The 16,199-nt window shown below is 70.6% G+C and carries 13 protein-coding genes, 1 pseudogene and 1 riboswitch; of the genes and pseudogenes, 4 read left to right on the plus strand and 10 right to left on the minus strand.

From position 1 onward, the window contains the following. Positions 1 to 137 precede the first annotated feature (137 nt). Complete coding sequence (locus WJM95_RS03990) at positions 138 to 1,907, plus strand: VWA domain-containing protein (RefSeq protein ID WP_339128069.1); 1,770 nt, start codon at positions 138 to 140, stop codon at positions 1,905 to 1,907. Between the two features lie 112 nt (positions 1,908 to 2,019). Here WJM95_RS03990 and WJM95_RS03995 read toward each other — a convergent pair whose 3' ends face one another. Next, positions 2,020 to 3,537 (minus strand): glutamate--cysteine ligase, encoded by a 1,518-nt coding sequence (locus tag WJM95_RS03995; protein WP_339128070.1) that lies wholly within the window; start codon positions 3,535 to 3,537, stop codon positions 2,020 to 2,022. A 542-nt stretch (positions 3,538 to 4,079) separates the two neighbouring features. Between WJM95_RS03995 and WJM95_RS04000 the strand changes: the two genes are divergently transcribed. Next, positions 4,080 to 4,664 carry a hypothetical protein gene (locus WJM95_RS04000; protein WP_339128071.1) on the plus strand — a complete coding sequence of 195 codons (585 nt, stop codon included), beginning with the start codon at positions 4,080 to 4,082 and terminating at the stop codon, positions 4,662 to 4,664. A gap of 395 nt (positions 4,665 to 5,059) precedes the next feature. Next, a complete protein-coding gene (locus WJM95_RS04005) occupies positions 5,060 to 5,266 on the plus strand; it encodes a DUF5999 family protein (protein WP_339128072.1) in 207 nt (68 codons plus the stop codon). A gap of 135 nt (positions 5,267 to 5,401) precedes the next feature. Here the strand turns inward: WJM95_RS04005 and gcvP are convergent, their stop codons facing one another. After that, entirely contained in the window at positions 5,402 to 8,287 is a 2,886-nt protein-coding gene (gene gcvP / locus WJM95_RS04010; RefSeq protein ID WP_339128073.1) for an aminomethyl-transferring glycine dehydrogenase, read from the minus strand. Between the two features lie 178 nt (positions 8,288 to 8,465). Further along, a riboswitch (glycine riboswitch) is annotated at positions 8,466 to 8,561 on the minus strand. A gap of 114 nt (positions 8,562 to 8,675) precedes the next feature. Between gcvP and WJM95_RS04015 the strand changes: the two genes are divergently transcribed. Further along, positions 8,676 to 9,044 carry a PRC-barrel domain-containing protein gene (locus WJM95_RS04015; protein ID WP_339128074.1) on the plus strand — a complete coding sequence of 123 codons (369 nt, stop codon included), beginning with the start codon at positions 8,676 to 8,678 and terminating at the stop codon, positions 9,042 to 9,044. Between the two features lie 269 nt (positions 9,045 to 9,313). On the opposite strand, the pseudogene WJM95_RS04020 reads toward WJM95_RS04015, so the two are convergent. From WJM95_RS04020 to WJM95_RS04055, 8 genes and pseudogenes are all read right to left on the minus strand, one after another. Beyond that, a pseudogene (locus WJM95_RS04020) lies at positions 9,314 to 10,675 on the minus strand (DNA polymerase IV); the annotation flags it as partial. A 69-nt stretch (positions 10,676 to 10,744) separates the two neighbouring features. Further along, on the minus strand, positions 10,745 to 11,419 hold the full coding sequence (locus tag WJM95_RS04025; protein ID WP_339128075.1) for a MerR family transcriptional regulator: 675 nt from the start codon (positions 11,417 to 11,419) through the stop codon (positions 10,745 to 10,747). A gap of 218 nt (positions 11,420 to 11,637) precedes the next feature. Next, positions 11,638 to 12,111 carry a bifunctional nuclease family protein gene (locus WJM95_RS04030; RefSeq protein ID WP_006123076.1) on the minus strand — a complete coding sequence of 158 codons (474 nt, stop codon included), beginning with the start codon at positions 12,109 to 12,111 and terminating at the stop codon, positions 11,638 to 11,640. 86 nt (positions 12,112 to 12,197) lie between these two features. Continuing rightward, positions 12,198 to 12,953, minus strand: a complete 756-nt coding sequence (locus WJM95_RS04035; protein WP_339128076.1) for a MerR family transcriptional regulator — start codon at positions 12,951 to 12,953, stop codon at positions 12,198 to 12,200. A 42-nt stretch (positions 12,954 to 12,995) separates the two neighbouring features. Continuing rightward, complete coding sequence (locus WJM95_RS04040; RefSeq protein ID WP_339128077.1) at positions 12,996 to 13,955, minus strand: FHA domain-containing protein; 960 nt, start codon at positions 13,953 to 13,955, stop codon at positions 12,996 to 12,998. A 61-nt stretch (positions 13,956 to 14,016) separates the two neighbouring features. Continuing rightward, complete coding sequence (locus WJM95_RS04045; protein ID WP_339128078.1) at positions 14,017 to 14,880, minus strand: DUF881 domain-containing protein; 864 nt, start codon at positions 14,878 to 14,880, stop codon at positions 14,017 to 14,019. 5 nt (positions 14,881 to 14,885) lie between these two features. Next, entirely contained in the window at positions 14,886 to 15,218 is a 333-nt protein-coding gene (locus WJM95_RS04050; RefSeq protein ID WP_003988855.1) for a small basic family protein, read from the minus strand. Further along, positions 15,215 to 16,123 carry a DUF881 domain-containing protein gene (locus WJM95_RS04055; RefSeq protein ID WP_339128079.1) on the minus strand — a complete coding sequence of 303 codons (909 nt, stop codon included), beginning with the start codon at positions 16,121 to 16,123 and terminating at the stop codon, positions 15,215 to 15,217. The genes WJM95_RS04050 and WJM95_RS04055 overlap by 4 nt, the downstream gene beginning before the upstream one ends. Positions 16,124 to 16,199: the final 76 nt, after the last annotated feature.

Genomic DNA, 16,199 nt, shown 5'->3' on the forward strand with positions numbered 1-16,199 from the left:
TAGGGTCTCGAAAGAAGTTGCGAAGATCGTGCGCGACAGGCCGTCGGGGGGCGGGCACCGTACGGGGCGTACGTCCCCCATCGCCTGATCCACGGCTGTCTCACGGCGCAGGCACACCTGGGAGGGACCTCACCGTCATGGGACGTCACAGCTTGCCCGACGCACGCCGGGCGGGCTCCGCCGACCCCCGGATCCGGGCGCGCCGCCGCAACACGGCGCTCGCGACGGCGCTCGTGCTCACCGTCGTCGGAGGCACGGCCGCGGCGGTCCGCGGGGGCCTCTTCTCCTTCGAGAGCTCCTGCGACGACGACGCCGTGCACATCGAGGTGGCCGCCTCGCCGGACATCGCTCCCGCGCTCAAGGCCGTCGCCGAGGACGCGCGCGACAAGGACGTCACCTCCGACGGCCGCTGTCTCGACGTCACGGTGACCGCACGCCAGTCGTACGAGGTCGCCGCCGCGCTCGGGGCCGGCGGGAAGTCCGCCGCGCAGGTGTGGGTGCCCGACTCCGACGCCTGGGTGGAGCGGGTCGCCGACACCACCGCCGCCACTCAGGTCACCAGCCTCGGCAACGTGGCCTCCACACCGGTCGGGGTCGCCGTCGTCCCCTCGGCCGCCAAGGCGCTGGGCTGGCCCGCGAAGACGTACACCTGGAGCGAGCTGGCCGGGGAGACCCTGCGGGCCAAGAAGCTCGGGCTGGGCGCCGTCGATCCCGCCCGCAGCTCGTCCGGACTGCTCGCGCTCGCCCGGATCAACGCGGCCGCCTCCGGCACGAAGGACGGAGACGTGCGGGCGGCGACGATGGCCAAGGCGCTGTCGGAGCACACGTCCGACAGCGACACCCACCTCCTGGAGACCCTGCCCGGCGGCGCCCCGGACACCGGGCGGAGCGGCGCCGACCGCAATCAGGCGCTGATCCTCTCCGAGCAGGCGGCGTTCGCGCACAACAGCGCGCGGGACGGCGGCCAGGATCTCGACCTGTTCTACCCCAAGGACGGCTCGCCGCTGCTCGACTACCCGTACACTCTGGTCGACGAACCGCGGCTGAGCACCGACGAGGGGCGTGCGGCCCTGCGGTTCATGACCCTGCTCGGGGAGGCGGCACCACGGCAGTTCCTGCGGATGTTCGGGTTCCGCACCGACGCGGAGAGCCCCTCGCCCGCGCTCGTCGCCGAGGCCGGCGGGCGTTCCCCGCAGCCGTACGCGCGGATCCTGGACGACTCCGCGTCCAAGGGCGCGGTCCAGGAAGCCCTCGGCATGTGGACGATCACCGTGGAGAGCGCCCGGATCACCACGGTCGTCGACGCCTCCTCCTCCATGGCCGAGCCGGTGCCGGGCGGCGGCCGGTCCCGGATGGACGTCACCAAGGAGTCCCTGCTCCAGGCGCTCGCCACCTTCACCGCCGAGGACGAGATCGGACTCTGGAAGTTCTCCACCAAGCTCGACGGCGACAAGGACTACCGCGTCCTCGTACCCACCGGGCCGCTCGGCAAGGCCGGGATACCCAGCGGCCGGCGCGCGAAGCTGTCCGCCGCCTTCAAGTCCCTGAAGCCGGTCCCGCACGGCGAGACCGGTCTGTACGACACCACGCTCGCCGCGTACAAGGCGGCCGTCGCCTCGTACGCGAAGGGCCGGTTCAACGCGCTGGTCGTCCTCACGGACGGGGTCAACCGGGACCCCGGCAGCATCTCCCGGTCCGATCTCGTCGCCGAGCTCCAGAAACTGGCGGACCCCGAGCGCCCGGTGCCGCTGATCGCCATCGCCGTGGGCCCCGACAGCGACCGTCGCGAGGTCGACCAGATCGCCCGGGCCACCGGAGGCTCGGGACAGCGCGTGAACGAGCCCTCGCAGATCCACGCGGCGATGCTCAGGGCGATCACCGCGGCGGGCACGGGCGCCACGACCTGACCCCGGGCGGCCCGACCCCGGCCTCCGGACGTGCAGCTCGGGCGGCCGCACGTCCGGAGGCCGCCCGCGGTTCACCGAGTGCGGTTCACCAGGTGCGGTGATCGGCGATGTGTCACCCCAGCGGGACCGGCTCCGGGAGTCCCACCGGCCAGGTGTGCACGGGCTCACCGAGATGCATCAGCTCGCCGTAGCGCCGGGTCGTCGCGGCCAGCGCCGCATCGCGGCCGAGCCCCTTCTCCAGGGCCCGGTGGAAGGTGGCCGTCTGCCAGGTCGCGCCGTTGACGCGCAGCCTGCACCGGTCCTCGATCACACCGAGGTACAGATCGCGGTCGACGGGCTCGACGCCCCACGCGTCCAGGCCGGCGGCGGCCAGCGGCAGCAGTTCTTCGCGGACCAGGTTCGCCGCGTCCACCTGCGTGGTCCCGCCGTGGCGGCCGCGCCGCGGCCACTCCAGGCGTGCGTCGATGCCGTGCCGGCAGGCCGCGTCGAAGTTGGCGGCGGCCGCCTCGAAGGGCATCCGGGTCCACACCGGACGCTGTTCCTCGGCGAGGGCGCGGACCAGGCCGTAGTAGAAGGCGGCGTTGGCGATGACGTCGGTGACGGTGGGTCCCGCGGGCAGCACCCGGTTCTCGACGCGCAGATGCGGGACGCCGTCGGCGATGCCGTACACGGGACGGTTCCAGCGGTAGACCGTGCCGTTGTGCAGCACCAGTTCGGCCAGCCTGGGCACGCCGCCGGCGTCGAGGACACCGAGCGGGTCCTCCTCGTCGCAGATGGGCAGCAGGGGCGGGAAGAACCGCAGGTTCTCCTCGAAGAGGTCGTACGCCGAGGTGACCCAGCGTTCGCCGAACCAGGTGCGCGGCCTGACCCCCTGGGCCTGGAGCTCCGGCGGCCGGGTGTCGGTGGACTGCTGGAAGAGCGGGGGCCTCGACTCCCGCCACAGCTCACGCCCGAACAGGAAGGGCGAGTTGGCCCCGATCGCGACCTGCGGGGCCGCGACCGCCTGCGCCGCGTTCCACACGTCCGCGAACCGGCCAGGAGTGACCTGGAGGTGCAACTGCACCGAGGTGCAGGCGGCTTCGGGCGCGATGGACGCCGACCTGCACACCAGACGCTCCACACCGTCGATGTCGAGTTCGAAATCCTCTCCGCGGGCGGCCACGATCTGGTCGTTGAGGAGTGTGTAGCGGTCGACGTCCGACAGGTTGGAGGACACCAGATCGTCCTGGCCGAGCGTCGGCAGAATACCGATCATGACGATTCCGGCGTCGACCTCACTGGCTTTCCTGTGGGCATACGCGAGCGAGGTGCGGATCTCCTCGGCGAGCCGGTCGAAAACCCGGCCGCCCAATCGGTGTGGGGCTATGTTGACTTCCAGGTTGAACATGGCTAGTTCTGTTTGGAAGTCGCGGCTCGCAATCCTCTCCAGAACTTGCCCGTTCATCATTCTGGGCATGCCGTCGGGCCCTGCGAGATTCAATTCGATCTCCAGGCCCATCAGGTTCTTCGGGCGGTCGAACCGCTTCTCCTCCAGCAGTCGCTCCAGCCCCGTCAGACACTGTCGGAGCTTGTCGCGGTGGCGCTGCCGATCGGACAGGCCGAACGTCCCTGCCACGACCTTCTCCCCCATCGAAGTGTCCCTCCTCGGATGGGCAGGCCGACGTTTCGGCCCTGGCGTCCCGGGTCACGGGGGATGATGCCCAGGCAACACGATCCATAACGTCCCGCGCGGCCTCTTCGACCGCTAGTCTGGACATCGGCCTCAGGCACATTCACGCGGCATGGAGCACCGAGCACGTTTACGGTCCGGAACGATCTCGTGAAAAACGCCGACGAGAATCGGCCGACCGCTCGGGCCATGCATTCCGAGGTCACCGCGATTCGATCGCGCAGAAGCGGGATGAATACCGCATTTCGCCGACCGGATATCGACTTGTTCTTCGTATTCACCGCGACTAGACGAAACAACGCCTGAACACGCGTCGTATAAACTCCGCTACCGAGGCGGAGAGTTGGCGCTCGCGGTCCCAGGTCCTGTCGTCACGGTGACGACGGCAGGCGACACCCTGTCGGCAGATCCAGACCCCTCGCCCACCTCCGACCCGAGAGCTGACAGCGCCGTCCGCCCCCGCCCTCGCGCCACTGTGCCTGTCGAATGAGAGGCGACCCACCATGCCGCTGCACGTACCCCCGGCTCCCGCGCCCGCCCTGCGCACGGTTCTCACGGCACTCGGTTCCCCCACCGCCGTCCGCGAAGCCCGCACCCCGTCCCTGCGCCTGGCACAGGGACCCGTCACCCCCGAACTCCCGCTGCCCGTCCACGTCCTGGACCGCATCACCCCCGCGGGCGCCTCCGCCACCCGGCTCGCCGGATGGCGTTTCCTGATCCGTTGCGGCGACCGCGCGGTGGCCGCCGCCGACACCATGCTGACCCCGGACGGCTGGGCCTTCTCACGCTTCTTCGAAGGCCCCTACATCACCGCGACCGAGCGCGCACTGCGGCAGGCGGAGACCATGCAGCAGCCCTATCAGGCACGTCTGCTGTCCGTGCCCGAGCTGTACATGCTGACGCTCTGGCTGCACGGCGACTGCACCGCGGACGGCGCCGCCGGCCATCCCGCCGCCACCGACCTCCTGGTCCCCCTCGCACCGGCCCCGCCCGGCATCGCCGCGCACCGGCCCTACCTCGTCACCGAACTGCTCCCGGTCCTCACCCACCGCGTCACCCCGGCACCGCTCCTCAGCTCGCCCGCCTGAGCCCCCGCAGCTTCCGTCCGTGCCCCGCGGCCGTACCCCACACGGGTAAACCCGGCCGCGGGGCACGGCGTTGCCGACAACCCGGAGAGCCGCCCGCTCGTTAGGGCTTCCAACCGCTCGTACGAGGCAGAACGCGCTCCGCGCCCGACCGGACTAGCCCGATCCGGCCCCCTCGAACCACCCGAAAGGACAGCGCAGTTGGGGTGAACCCTCCGCACGGGTGATGCGTCATCAACCTGTGAGAAGCGGTGCCCTCAAATCCCTGCGGATCGGCGCCCGTGGGGCAACACTGGGGTCAGACCACACACCAACGGGGGGCGGCGATGAGTACCTCGAGCCGCAAGACAGACACCACAGCCATCACTCACATCTCGACCCAGCGAAAGATCCCATCCATGTGCCAGCACCAGCCACTGTGTCCCGCAGCCGAATCAGCCGACCGGGAGTCCGCCCGCCTCGTGGCGCATCACCCGGAGCAGGGATGGAGCCTGCTGTGCAACGGCGTTCTGCTCTTCGAGGACACCGGTGAGCTCCTGCCGGACGGTCAGATCATCGCCCCGCACCGCCCGCTGGGCGGCGCGCCGGTGATGACGGCCGCCTGAGCCGCACGACCCGGGCGGCCGTCACAGGCCGCCCAGACACACGAGGGGCCGGCCCGGAGACGTACTCTCCGAACCGGCCCCGACGCATGTCCGGGGACGGTCACTCCCCGTAGGCGCCCACGTGCCGAGCGCTGATCAGTCCTCGTAGGCGTCCAGCGGCGGGCAGGAGCAGACGAGGTTGCGGTCGCCGTACGCCTGGTCGATGCGGCGCACCGGCGGCCAGTACTTGTCGGCGGCCGAGACGCCGGCCGGGAAGACGGCCTCCTCCCGGGTGTACGGGTGCTCCCAGTCGCCGCCGAGCGCGGCGGCCGTGTGCGGCGCCCCGCGGAGCGGGTTGTCGTCCACGGCCCACTCGCCGCTGCCGACCTTCTCGATCTCCGCGCGGATCGCGATCATCGCGTCGCAGAACCGGTCGAGCTCGCCCAGGTCCTCGGACTCGGTGGGCTCGATCATCAGCGTGCCGGCCACCGGGAACGACATCGTCGGCGCGTGGAAGCCGTAGTCGATCAGGCGCTTGGCGATGTCGTCGACGCTCACGCCGGTCGCCTTGGTGAGCGGACGCAGATCGATGATGCACTCGTGCGCGACCAGACCGCCGGGGCCCGTGTACAGCACCGGGTAGTGCGGCTCGAGCCGCTTGGCGATGTAGTTCGCGGAGAGCACGGCCACCTGCGTGGCGCGCTTGAGGCCCTCGCCGCCCATCAGGCGGACGTACGACCAGGAGATGGGCAGGATGCCCGCGGAACCCCAGGGAGCGGCCGAGATCGGGCCGACACCGGTCTCGGGACCGGCCTCGGGCTGGAGCGGGTGGTTCGGCAGGTACGGCGCCAGGTGCGCGCGTACGCCGACCGGGCCGACACCGGGGCCGCCGCCGCCGTGCGGGATGCAGAAGGTCTTGTGCAGGTTCAGGTGCGAGACGTCGCCGCCGAAGTGGCCCGGCTTGGCGAGGCCGACCAGGGCGTTGAGGTTGGCGCCGTCCACGTAGACCTGACCGCCGGCCTCGTGCACCTGGGCGCAGATGTCGGCGACGTGCTCCTCGAACACACCGTGCGTCGAGGGGTACGTGATCATCAGCACCGACAGCTCGTCGCGGTACCGCTCGATCTTGGCGCGCAGGTCCTCGACGTCGATCTCGCCGTCGTCGGCGGTCTTGACGACGACGACCTTCATGCCGGCCATCACGGCGCTGGCGGCGTTCGTGCCGTGCGCGGAGGACGGGATGAGGCAGATCGTGCGCTGGTCGTCGCCGTTGGCGCGGTGGTAGCCGCGGACGGCCAGCAGACCGGCCAGCTCGCCCTGCGAACCGGCGTTGGGCTGGAGCGACACCTTGTCGTAGCCGGTGACCTCGGCGAGCTGGTCCTCCAGCTCGTGGATCAGCGTCAGATAGCCCTGGGCCTGCTCGGCGGGGACGAACGGGTGCAGCTGCCCGAACTCGGGCCAGGTGACCGGCTCCATCTCGGTGGTCGCGTTGAGCTTCATGGTGCAGGAGCCCAGCGGGATCATGCCGCGGTCGAGCGCGTAGTCGCGGTCGGAGAGCTTGCGCAGGTAGCGCAGCATCGCCGTCTCGGAGCGGTGGTCGTGGAACACGGGGTGCGTCAGGTACGCGTCCGTGCGCAGCAGCGCGTCCGGCAGGGTGTCCTCGGCGCTCGCGTCCAGCGCCTCGACGTCACCCTCGACACCGAACGCGCTCCACACGGCGGCGAGCTGCTCGCGCGTGGTCGTCTCGTCGCACGAGATCGACACCCGGTCGGCGTCGACGGGGTGGAGGTTGACGCCGTTCGCGCGGGCGGCGGCGACGACCTCGGCGGCCCGGCCCGGGACCCGCACGGTGAGGGTGTCGAAGTACGCGCCGTGCACGAGCTCGACACCGCCGGCGGTGAGTCCGGCGGCCAGGACCGTGGCGTAGCGGTGGGTACGCCGGGCGATGGTCCGCAGGCCCTCGGGGCCGTGGTAGACGGCGTACATGCCCGCCATGACGGCGAGCAGCACCTGGGCGGTGCAGATGTTGCTGGTCGCCTTCTCGCGGCGGATGTGCTGCTCACGCGTCTGGAGGGCGAGGCGGTACGCCTTGTGGCCGTCGGCGTCCACGGACACGCCGACCAGGCGGCCGGGAAGGCTGCGCGCGAAGTTCTCGCGGACCGCCATGTAACCGGCGTGCGGGCCGCCGAAGCCCATCGGCACGCCGAAGCGCTGGGTCGTGCCGACCGCGATGTCCGCGCCGAGCTCGCCCGGCGAGGTCAGCAGGGTCAGCGCGAGCAGGTCGGCCGCCACGGTGACGACGGCGCCCAGCTCGTGGGCCTGCTCGACGAGCGGCTTGATGTCGCGTACGGCACCGGAGGCGCCCGGGTACTGGACGAGCACGCCGTTGATCTCACGCCCGGCGAGGTCGGCCGGGATGCCGTCGGTGAGGTCGGCGACGACGATCTCGACACCGGTCGGTTCGGCACGGGTCTCTATGACCGCGATGGTCTGCGGCAGCGCGTCCGCGTCGACCAGGAACAGGCCCTTCTTGTTCTTGCCCATGCGGCGGGACAGCGCCATGGCCTCGGCGGCGGCGGTGCCCTCGTCCAGGAGGGAGGCGCCGGAGGTCGGCAACCCGGTCAGCTCGGCGACGACCGTCTGGAAGTTCAGCAGCGCCTCAAGGCGGCCCTGCGAGATCTCCGGCTGGTACGGCGTGTACGCGGTGTACCAGGCCGGGTTCTCCATGACGTTGCGCAGGATCACCGGCGGCGTGAAGGTGCCGTAGTACCCGAGGCCGATCATCGAACCGAGCACCTGGTTCCGGTCCGCGAGGGAGCGGAGCTCGGCCAGGACCTCGGCCTCGGTGCGGGCGGCCGGCAGCTTCAGGGCCTCGGCGTTCTTGATCACATCCGGCACCGCGGCGGCGGTCAGCTCGTCGAGCGAGCCGTAGCCGACCTGCGCGAGCATCTTGGCCCGTGCTTCGGAGTCGGGTCCGATGTGGCGCTGCTCGAAGGGGATTCCCTGTTCGAGCTCGGAGAGCGGAATGCGAGGGGCGGTCATGGCGGAGGCCTCCTGGTCTGACGCGACCTTCGAGGGGCACCCCGGCACGGGTACCCCGACGGCCTCCCCCTCTGTCATCTCAACCTGAGAGTTTCACCGGATGGTCCCGTGGACGATCCGGCTTTCACCGTCGGTGAGGGCGGGGGCCATCGACACCCGCCCTGCTTTCCAGAGTGACCTCGTCCGTGCGGTACGTGAGCCTGAGAGATTCCGGGGAGGAGTTGCTCCTTCGGCGCCTCCGACGAAATCCGGAGGACTCTCCCGCACGGGATCAGCAGCCGCTTGCCAGCCTACCAGCGAGGACAAGACGACAGCCTTCGAGTGGCCGCCTTCACAGATGTGCTCTTTTGTAGTACTTACGGATGAGTTTGCGACCACTGGAGGGACCGTGCAGACCGACATCGATCCGCGCAACCTGATCGGCCGCAAGGCGTTCGACAGCAACGGCACCAAGATCGGCACGATCGACGAGGTCTACCTCGACGACGCGACCGGTGTCCCGGAGTGGGCGGCCATACGCACCGGGCTGTTCAGCAGGGACGCCTTCGTGCCCCTGGAGCCCAGCGAGCTCGTCGAGGGGACCCTGCGCATCCCCTTCGACCGGGCCCTGATCAAGGATGCCCCCGACTTCGGTGTCGGGCGCCACCTCTCACCCGAACAGGAACTCCAGCTCTACCACCACTACGGCCTCGACGTGGCGTCCCCACCGCCGCCGGACCGCGACTTCGGCCGCCTCGCGGGCTCGGAGGACACCTGACCCCCAGGCCCGGGGCTCGACGCCCCGCCCTCCGGCACCGGCCCCCCGGGGCCCGGCACCCCGCGTACTGACGCGGGCGGCCCGGGACGGGACACCCCGCGGTCCGACACCGGCGGCCCGAGGTGTCGCTTTCCGGCGTCCGACGCCGACGGCCCGGGCTTCGATGCCGACAGTCCGGGCTTCGACGGTGACGGCACAGGGCCGGGTGCCCCGGCCTCCGACGTCACCGGCCCGGGATCGAACCCGGGGTCCGTCCGCGGCGCGTCGGCGTCCTCGGGTCTTCGTTCCACCAGGGGCAGCGGGTCGGCGGGCTCCAGCCCCGGATCGTCCGTCCGGAACGTCCGCACCCGGCCGGGCCCGGAGTACGGCGTCTCGAACCGCACGGTGACCCGCCCCAGCCCGCTCCCCTGCACCCAGCCGTGCCCGAACTCGGCATGGCGGACATCGTGCCCGGAGGGCCACCGCCGCTCCACGGGCGCCGCCTCCCCGGCCACGGCCACCTCCACCGGTTCGTCCGCCGTGTGCTCCTCGGCCGCGGGCTCCCCCTCGGCGGCGGCCGCCTGAGCCTGGGCGAACAGGTCCTCCTGGGTGTAGTCGGCGAGCCCGGAGACACCGACACCCAGCAGACGGACGCCACCCGTCGTGTCCACGCCCTCCAGCAGCCGGGCGGCGGCCTCCCGGACGACGCCGGGGTCGTCCGTGGGCCCCCGCAGCGTCTCGGACCGGGTCAGCGTCGAGAAGTCGTACCTGCGCACCTTCAGCACGATGGTCCGGCCCGAGAGACCGGCCCCGCGCAGCCGCCGCACACACCGGTCCGCGAGCCGCTGCACCTCGAGCTCCACCCGGACCCGGTCGTGGATGTCCACGTCGTACGTGTCCTCGACCGAGACCGACTTGGTCTCCCGCTCGGCCACCACGGGCCGCTCGTCGTGGGCCAGCGCCATAGCGAACAGCGCGTGCCCGTGCGCCTTCCCCAGCAGCCGTACGAGCTCGTCCTCGCCCGCCTCGGCCAGCTCCTCGACGGTGGTGATGCCGGCCCGGCGCAGATGGTCGCCGGTGGCCGGCCCCACTCCCGGCAGCGTCCGCACCGTCATCGGCCCCAGCAGCGCCCGCTCGGTGCCCGGCTCGATCAGCACGAGACCGTCGGGCTTGGCCTGCTCCGAGGCGATCTTCGCCAGCATCTTGGACGCGGCGAGCCCCACCGACCCCGTGAGCCCCGTGACGGCCCGGATGTCCGCGCGCAGCTTCGCGCCCGCCAGCAGCGCCGACGCCTCGTCCCACGCCGTCCCGCCCGCCTCCAGGTCCACGAAGGCCTCGTCCAGGCTCAACGGCTCCACCAGCGGCGACAGAGCCCGCAGCAGCCCCATCACCTGCTCGCTCACCTCGCGGTACAGCCCGAAGCGCGGCACGAGATAGGCGGCGTTCGGGGCGCGCCTGCGGGCCTGTGCCATGGGCATCGCCGAGTTCACCCCGAAGACGCGTGCCTCGTACGAGGCGGTGGCGACGACTCCACGGGGTCCGAGACCACCCACCACGACGGCCTTCCCGCGCAGGCTCGGCTTGGACGCCTGCTCCGCCGAGGCGAAGAAGGCATCCATGTCGAGATGCAGGATCGTGGGCGCGGTTCTCACATCTCCGATGCTGCCCTACGCCACTGACAATGCCCCGGCGGCCCGGGGCATCGCGTCATCGGAGGCCGCTCACACCGCGCGGTTGCGGCGCCGCGCCAGTTCGTCGGCGGGGTGATGCGCGAGCAGCGTCTCCCCGGTGTCCACACGCTCTCCGTGCAACTGGGACAGAGCGCCCTCGACGTCCCGCCAGACCACTCCCACGGCGATGCCGAAGATGCCCTGGCCGCCCTGGAGCAGCGCGTGGACCTCGTCCGGGGAGGTGCACTCGTAGACCGTCGCGCCGTCGCTCATGAGCGTCATGCGCTCCAGGTCCTGGAAGCCGCGCTCCCTCAGGTGCTGGACCGTGGTGCGGATGTTCTGAAGCGACACCCCGGTGTCGAGGAACCGCTTGACGATCTTGAGGACCACCACGTCCCGGAAGCTGTAGAGGCGCTGCGTGCCCGACCCGTAGGCGGGACGCACGCTGGGCTCGACCAGTCCGGTCCGCGCCCAGTAGTCCAGCTGCCGATAGGTGATGCCCGCGGCGGCGCACGCCGTGGGTCCCCGGTAACCGACCTCCTCGGGAACCGTCCCTCCCTCGTCGGGCACTGCTGCCGGCCGCACCGGACCGTGACCGGCCGTGCCGCCATGCTGGGGGCGCCCCCCGCTCGAGCCGAGCCGAGAGCTTGGGGGAGGGTACGGGCCGCTCTCCCCCGGACCGTGTCCGGGAGCACCCCCAGCCGTACCGTCGCCGCTGCTTCTCACGCCGACCTCCGTCCTTGACCTGCCTTCTCGACGGTAGGCAGTCACCCGGGGCGCGTCAACGATCGCCACACTCGGCACGCCGAGTGATAATCACCCTAAGAGTGGTTTCCCGTGCCCTACCGCGGGGAAAGGCTAGCCGAATGCTCTCGGCACGGGCCGCGGCACACCACACGCGCCGCGGGCAATTGCCACCCGGAGAGGCCCTCCGCCGGAGCGCCTCACTGGCTGTTGGTGCCGAAGTCCTCGGGCGAGATCTGATCGAGGAACTCGCGGAACTTCTCCACTTCGTCCTCCTGCTCGTCCGGGATCGCGATGCCCGCGTCGTCGAGCACCCCGTCACTGCCGTAGATCGGCGTTCCGGTGCGCAGCGCGAGCGCTATGGCGTCCGACGGCCTGGCACTCACCTCGACTCCGCTGGCGAAGACGAGCTCGGCGTAGAAGACGCCTTCACGCAGGTCGGTGATGCGTACTTCCGTGAGCTCCTGGCCGACGGCCTCCAGCACGTCCTTGAACAGGTCGTGGGTCAGCGGTCGTGCGGGGGCCATGCCCTGCTGGGCGAAGGCGATCGCCGTCGCCTCCCCCGGTCCGATCCAGATGGGGAGGTAGCGGTCGCCTCCCACTTCACGCAGAAGCACGATCGGTTGGTTCGAGGGCATTTCGACCCGGACACCTACGACATCGAGCTCGTTCACACAGCAACCCTAGGCCGTGCCCGGGACGTTTGGGTAGTCGGGCACAGAACGGGTGGACGATCCCGGGCCCGCGCCGGTGTCACGGATCAGCGCAACCGCACTCCGAGCGCGGTCTGCACGAGCGCCGCGTGCAGCTTCACCGTGAGGCCCGCGAGTTCCTTCGTGCGGGCCTCCGCGTGGGCCCGGGTCTGCGGATTGCGGTGGCGTCGCAGCGGGGCGACCACCTGGTCCACCAGGCCCGCGTCACGCTCCGCGGCGGCCTTCATGGCCCGCAGATGGCGCGGTTCGATCCCGAAGCGGCCCAGCTCGACGACGAGCGCGGCGACGGTCACCGCCTCCGCGTCGTAGACACCGTCGGTCAGGGGGCCGATCAGTCCGTACGACTCCCACTCCTGGAGCTGCTGCTCGCCGATCTCGGCGGCCGCCAGCAGCTCCTCGCGGCCCACCCGGGCCACGGTGGGCCCCTCGGGCTCGCCGTAGAGCTCGCCCTGGGGTTCCCCCTCGCCCGCCTCACGCTGGCGGCCCACGGAGGGCAGGCGCACCTGCTCACCGCGCGCCAGGGCGTCCAGATGCTCGCGGATCACCTTGAGCGGGAGGTAGTGGTCCCGCTGCATCCTCAGGATGTGGCCGAGGCGCTCGGCGTCGTCCGCGCTGAACTTGCGATACCCCGAAGGGGTCCGCCGCGGCTCGACGAGCCCTTCCGACTCCAGGAACCTGATCTTGGAGATGGTGACTTCGGGGAACTCGTCGCGCAGCAGGCTCAGCACCGCGCCGATGCTCATCAGCCCACTGTCCGCGGCGGCGGTACCGCTGCCGGCACCGCCGCTCGGTGTTTGAAGCATGGACATTCCCTCGGTGTCCCCCCGGACGGAGTTGGGGGAGGGTCAGATGCCCCGCTGGCTCGCGTAGAACACCAGCCGGTACTTGCCGATCTGCACCTCGTCACCGTTCGACAGCGGGACCTGGTCGATCCGCTCCCGGTTGACGTAGGTGCCGTTCAGGCTGCCGACGTCGGCGACCGTGAACGAACCGTCCGCGACGCGACGGAACTCCACGTGCCGACGCGAGACCGTCACGTCGTCGAGGAAGATGTCGCTCTGCGGATGACGCCCGGCCGTGGTCAGCTCACCGTCCAGCAGGAAGCGGCTGCCGGAGTTGGGGCCACGGCGCACCACCAGGAGCGCCGAACCCATCGGCAGCGCGTCCACGGCCGCCTGCGCCTCCGGGGAGAGCATCGGCGAGGGCGCCGTCTGGCCCGTCACCTCGGCGTCGTACGCCTCGATACCGGAGATGGAGATCGTGGACGTCGTCTCCGACGGACGCTCCGGACCGCCCCGCAGCGGCGCACCGCAGTTGGAACAGAACCGGCTGTTCTCCGCGTTGCGGTTTCCGCACCTCGTACACACCTGGGCCGACATGGACGGATCCTCCTGCCGCGGCTGCCCACCAGGGGCATGGGACGCATACGGATCGGAGGCGAACCCTCCACCCGCGCTTGAGGCTGACGGTTCCCCGAAACCTATGCGTCCCGGCTGGCCAGGGTCAACAGACGACGCGCCGTGCCCACCGGGACCGCCGACCTGGTCCCGGAACAGCGGGCGGTCGCCTCCCTGGGCCTCCGCGTCTCCCTGGCGCGGTGCGCGATGACGGGCAGCCGCGCTGTCGCCGCTGTCCTCTCGCGAGCTCTTGCCGAACAACTTCGCAAACAACTTCACGGGCGATTCCCCTTGACCGAAACAGACCCGCCCGTGGGGCAGGACGAACCCTGATTGAACACACCGGTCGACCCGGACATCCTCACAACGTCCGTATCCACCAGACAGTTTCCACCACGCACCACCCATTCGGTGCGCCGACCCCCCGCAACCTCCTGCCCTCGCCCGACGGCCCCCATCCGACCGCCGTTCACCGGGAGGACGACCGAGCGTAGTCAGGCCGCTCCGGCGGTCGCAAGGCATCTACGACGATCTTCGTGGAGCGGTCCACCGTGACGGTGGCCTGCTCCTTCTCCAGTGTCTGCACCACGCCTCCCGGAATGTTCAGCGCCGGCTCCAGGTCCTGCGGCTTGCCGATGACCTTGAAACGATAGGGCTGGGTGATCTTGTTCCCGTCCACCTTCACTCCGCTCCCGGAGTCGGACAGATAGGTACTGGCGACCACGCGCACACCGTTCACCTGGATCGCCTCCGCACCGGCGGCGCGCAGCTCCTGGATGGCGTCGAGCAGCATGTCCGCCTTGACCGTCCCCTTCGCGTCGTCGATCGTCAGAGTGATGCCGGGGCCCTGGGCGGCCACGGTGCCCGCCAGGATGCCGAGTTGCTTCTCCTTCTCGACCGTCTGCTTACGGGCCTCCTCGGCCTGGTTCGAGCTGTTCTCCAGCTCGGTGCGCTGATCCTCGAGACCCTGCTTCTCGTCCTCAAGACGCTGAGTGCGGCTGTCGAGTTCATCGAGAATGCGTACGAGATCTTCCTGACGTGCGCCGCGCAGCGCGCTGTCGCCGTCGCTGTTGGACGCCACCTGGACGGCCAGGCCGAAACCGAGGCCGAACAGCAGCACCGCGACGATGAGTTGGGCACGCGATATCCGCGGCGGCCACAACCCCTTGACCAGCCTCTGACGGCCCGAGAGCGAGGGCGTGTCCTCTTCTTCGGCCGGCTGCGGCCCGGGCTCCTGCTGGGCCGCGGGGACCTCTTCCGGCAGCTCTCTGCGCAGCGGGTTCTCGGGCGTCCCGGCTTCCTTCTCGTTCTCGTTCTCGTTCTCGTCGCTCATCGGCCTCACGCCCGGAACACGTGCCGGCGGATGGCCGCGGCGTTGGAGAAGATCCGGATGCCGAGGACGACCACGACACCCGTGGACAGCTGGGCCCCCACGCCCAACTTGTCACCGAGGAAGACGATCAGCGCGGCCACGACCACGTTCGACAGGAACGAGACGACGAAGACCTTGTCGTCGAAGATGCCGTCGAGCATCGCGCGCAGACCGCCGAACACGGCGTCGAGCGCCGCCACGACGGCGATCGGAAGGTAAGGCTCGACAACCGCCGGAACCTCGGGCCGGACCAACAGTCCAGCCACGACTCCCACGACGAGGCCCAGTACGGCGATCACGGTGTGCCCTTCTCTGTGCTCGGCTCTGCTGTACGTACGATCACACTCGGTGCCGCGGACAACCGGAGGTCCCCCTCGGCGGAAATGCTGGTCCTGATGCCGTAGTTCTCCTGCAACGCATGCAGATAGAGCCCGTCGGCGCTGTTCTGGAACCTGGTGCTGAGCCGTTGGCCGTCCCCCACCGCCAGCACCGTGTACGGCGGCACCAGCGGCTTGTTGTCGACCAGTATCGCGTCCCCCGCGGCCCTGATCGCGGACAGGGCGGTCAGCCGCCGTCCGTTGACGGAGATGGCCTCGGCCCCCGACTCCCACAGACCGTTGACCACGCGCTGCATGTCACGGTCCCGCACCCGTCCGGTGTCGGAGAATCCTGAGGTCTCCCTCGGGTTGTTGGTGCCGTCACCGCCCGTGCTGGCTTCCTTGGCGTCGTTGACGACGAGCCTCACACCCGGTCCGTGCACGTCGGTGGCGCCGGACAGAAGGCTCACGAGATCGGCCTGCGCACCGCCGCCCTTCTTCAGCGCTGCGCGCTGGCGGGCGCTCACATCGGCGCGCAGGGTGTCGACGCCGCTCTCCAGCTTGTCCGCGGCCGTCGTCTCGCGCCCGATGCGGTCGATGAGCTCCTGGCGCTCCTTGGCGACGACGGGCGCCGCCAGCCGCGCGTTCGCCGCCCCCACGGTGACCACGAGCGCGGCCAGCACCAGACCCGCCGCGAGAGCGGCCTTGGCACGGAGCGTCTTCGGCATGCCGCCGGCGCCCTCGGCCTCTCTGCGGGCCGCCGCTTCGGCGTAGCCCTCGTCGAGACTGTGGTCCATGACGTTGGTGAGCAGCGACATGGAGGCGTCCGGGCGCGACGGGCGCGGAGCACTGCTCCGAACGGGGGGCTGCTGCGGCATGCCGCACATCGTCGCACGTCGCCGGTGCTACCTCCGAATGGCCCCACCCACGTATCGGACAGGGCCCCTGGAGGGCACCTGTCCG

It is taken from the genome of Streptomyces sp. f51, from assembly GCF_037940415.1.
In the GTDB taxonomy this organism is placed as follows: domain Bacteria; phylum Actinomycetota; class Actinomycetes; order Streptomycetales; family Streptomycetaceae; genus Streptomyces.

Coding starts and splice junctions, on each gene's coding strand:
- WJM95_RS03990 (WP_339128069.1), top strand. CDS start 138: ATGGGACGTCACAGCTTGCCCGACGCACGCCGGGCGGGCTCCGCCGAC.
- WJM95_RS03995 (WP_339128070.1), bottom strand. CDS start 3,537: ATGGGGGAGAAGGTCGTGGCAGGGACGTTCGGCCTGTCCGATCGGCAG.
- WJM95_RS04000 (WP_339128071.1), top strand. CDS start 4,080: ATGCCGCTGCACGTACCCCCGGCTCCCGCGCCCGCCCTGCGCACGGTT.
- WJM95_RS04005 (WP_339128072.1), top strand. CDS start 5,060: ATGTGCCAGCACCAGCCACTGTGTCCCGCAGCCGAATCAGCCGACCGG.
- gcvP (WP_339128073.1), bottom strand. CDS start 8,287: ATGACCGCCCCTCGCATTCCGCTCTCCGAGCTCGAACAGGGAATCCCC.
- WJM95_RS04035 (WP_339128076.1), bottom strand. CDS start 12,953: ATGCTTCAAACACCGAGCGGCGGTGCCGGCAGCGGTACCGCCGCCGCG.
- WJM95_RS04040 (WP_339128077.1), bottom strand. CDS start 13,955: ATGGGTGGTGCGTGGTGGAAACTGTCTGGTGGATACGGACGTTGTGAG.
- WJM95_RS04045 (WP_339128078.1), bottom strand. CDS start 14,880: ATGAGCGACGAGAACGAGAACGAGAACGAGAAGGAAGCCGGGACGCCC.
- WJM95_RS04055 (WP_339128079.1), bottom strand. CDS start 16,123: ATGTGCGGCATGCCGCAGCAGCCCCCCGTTCGGAGCAGTGCTCCGCGC.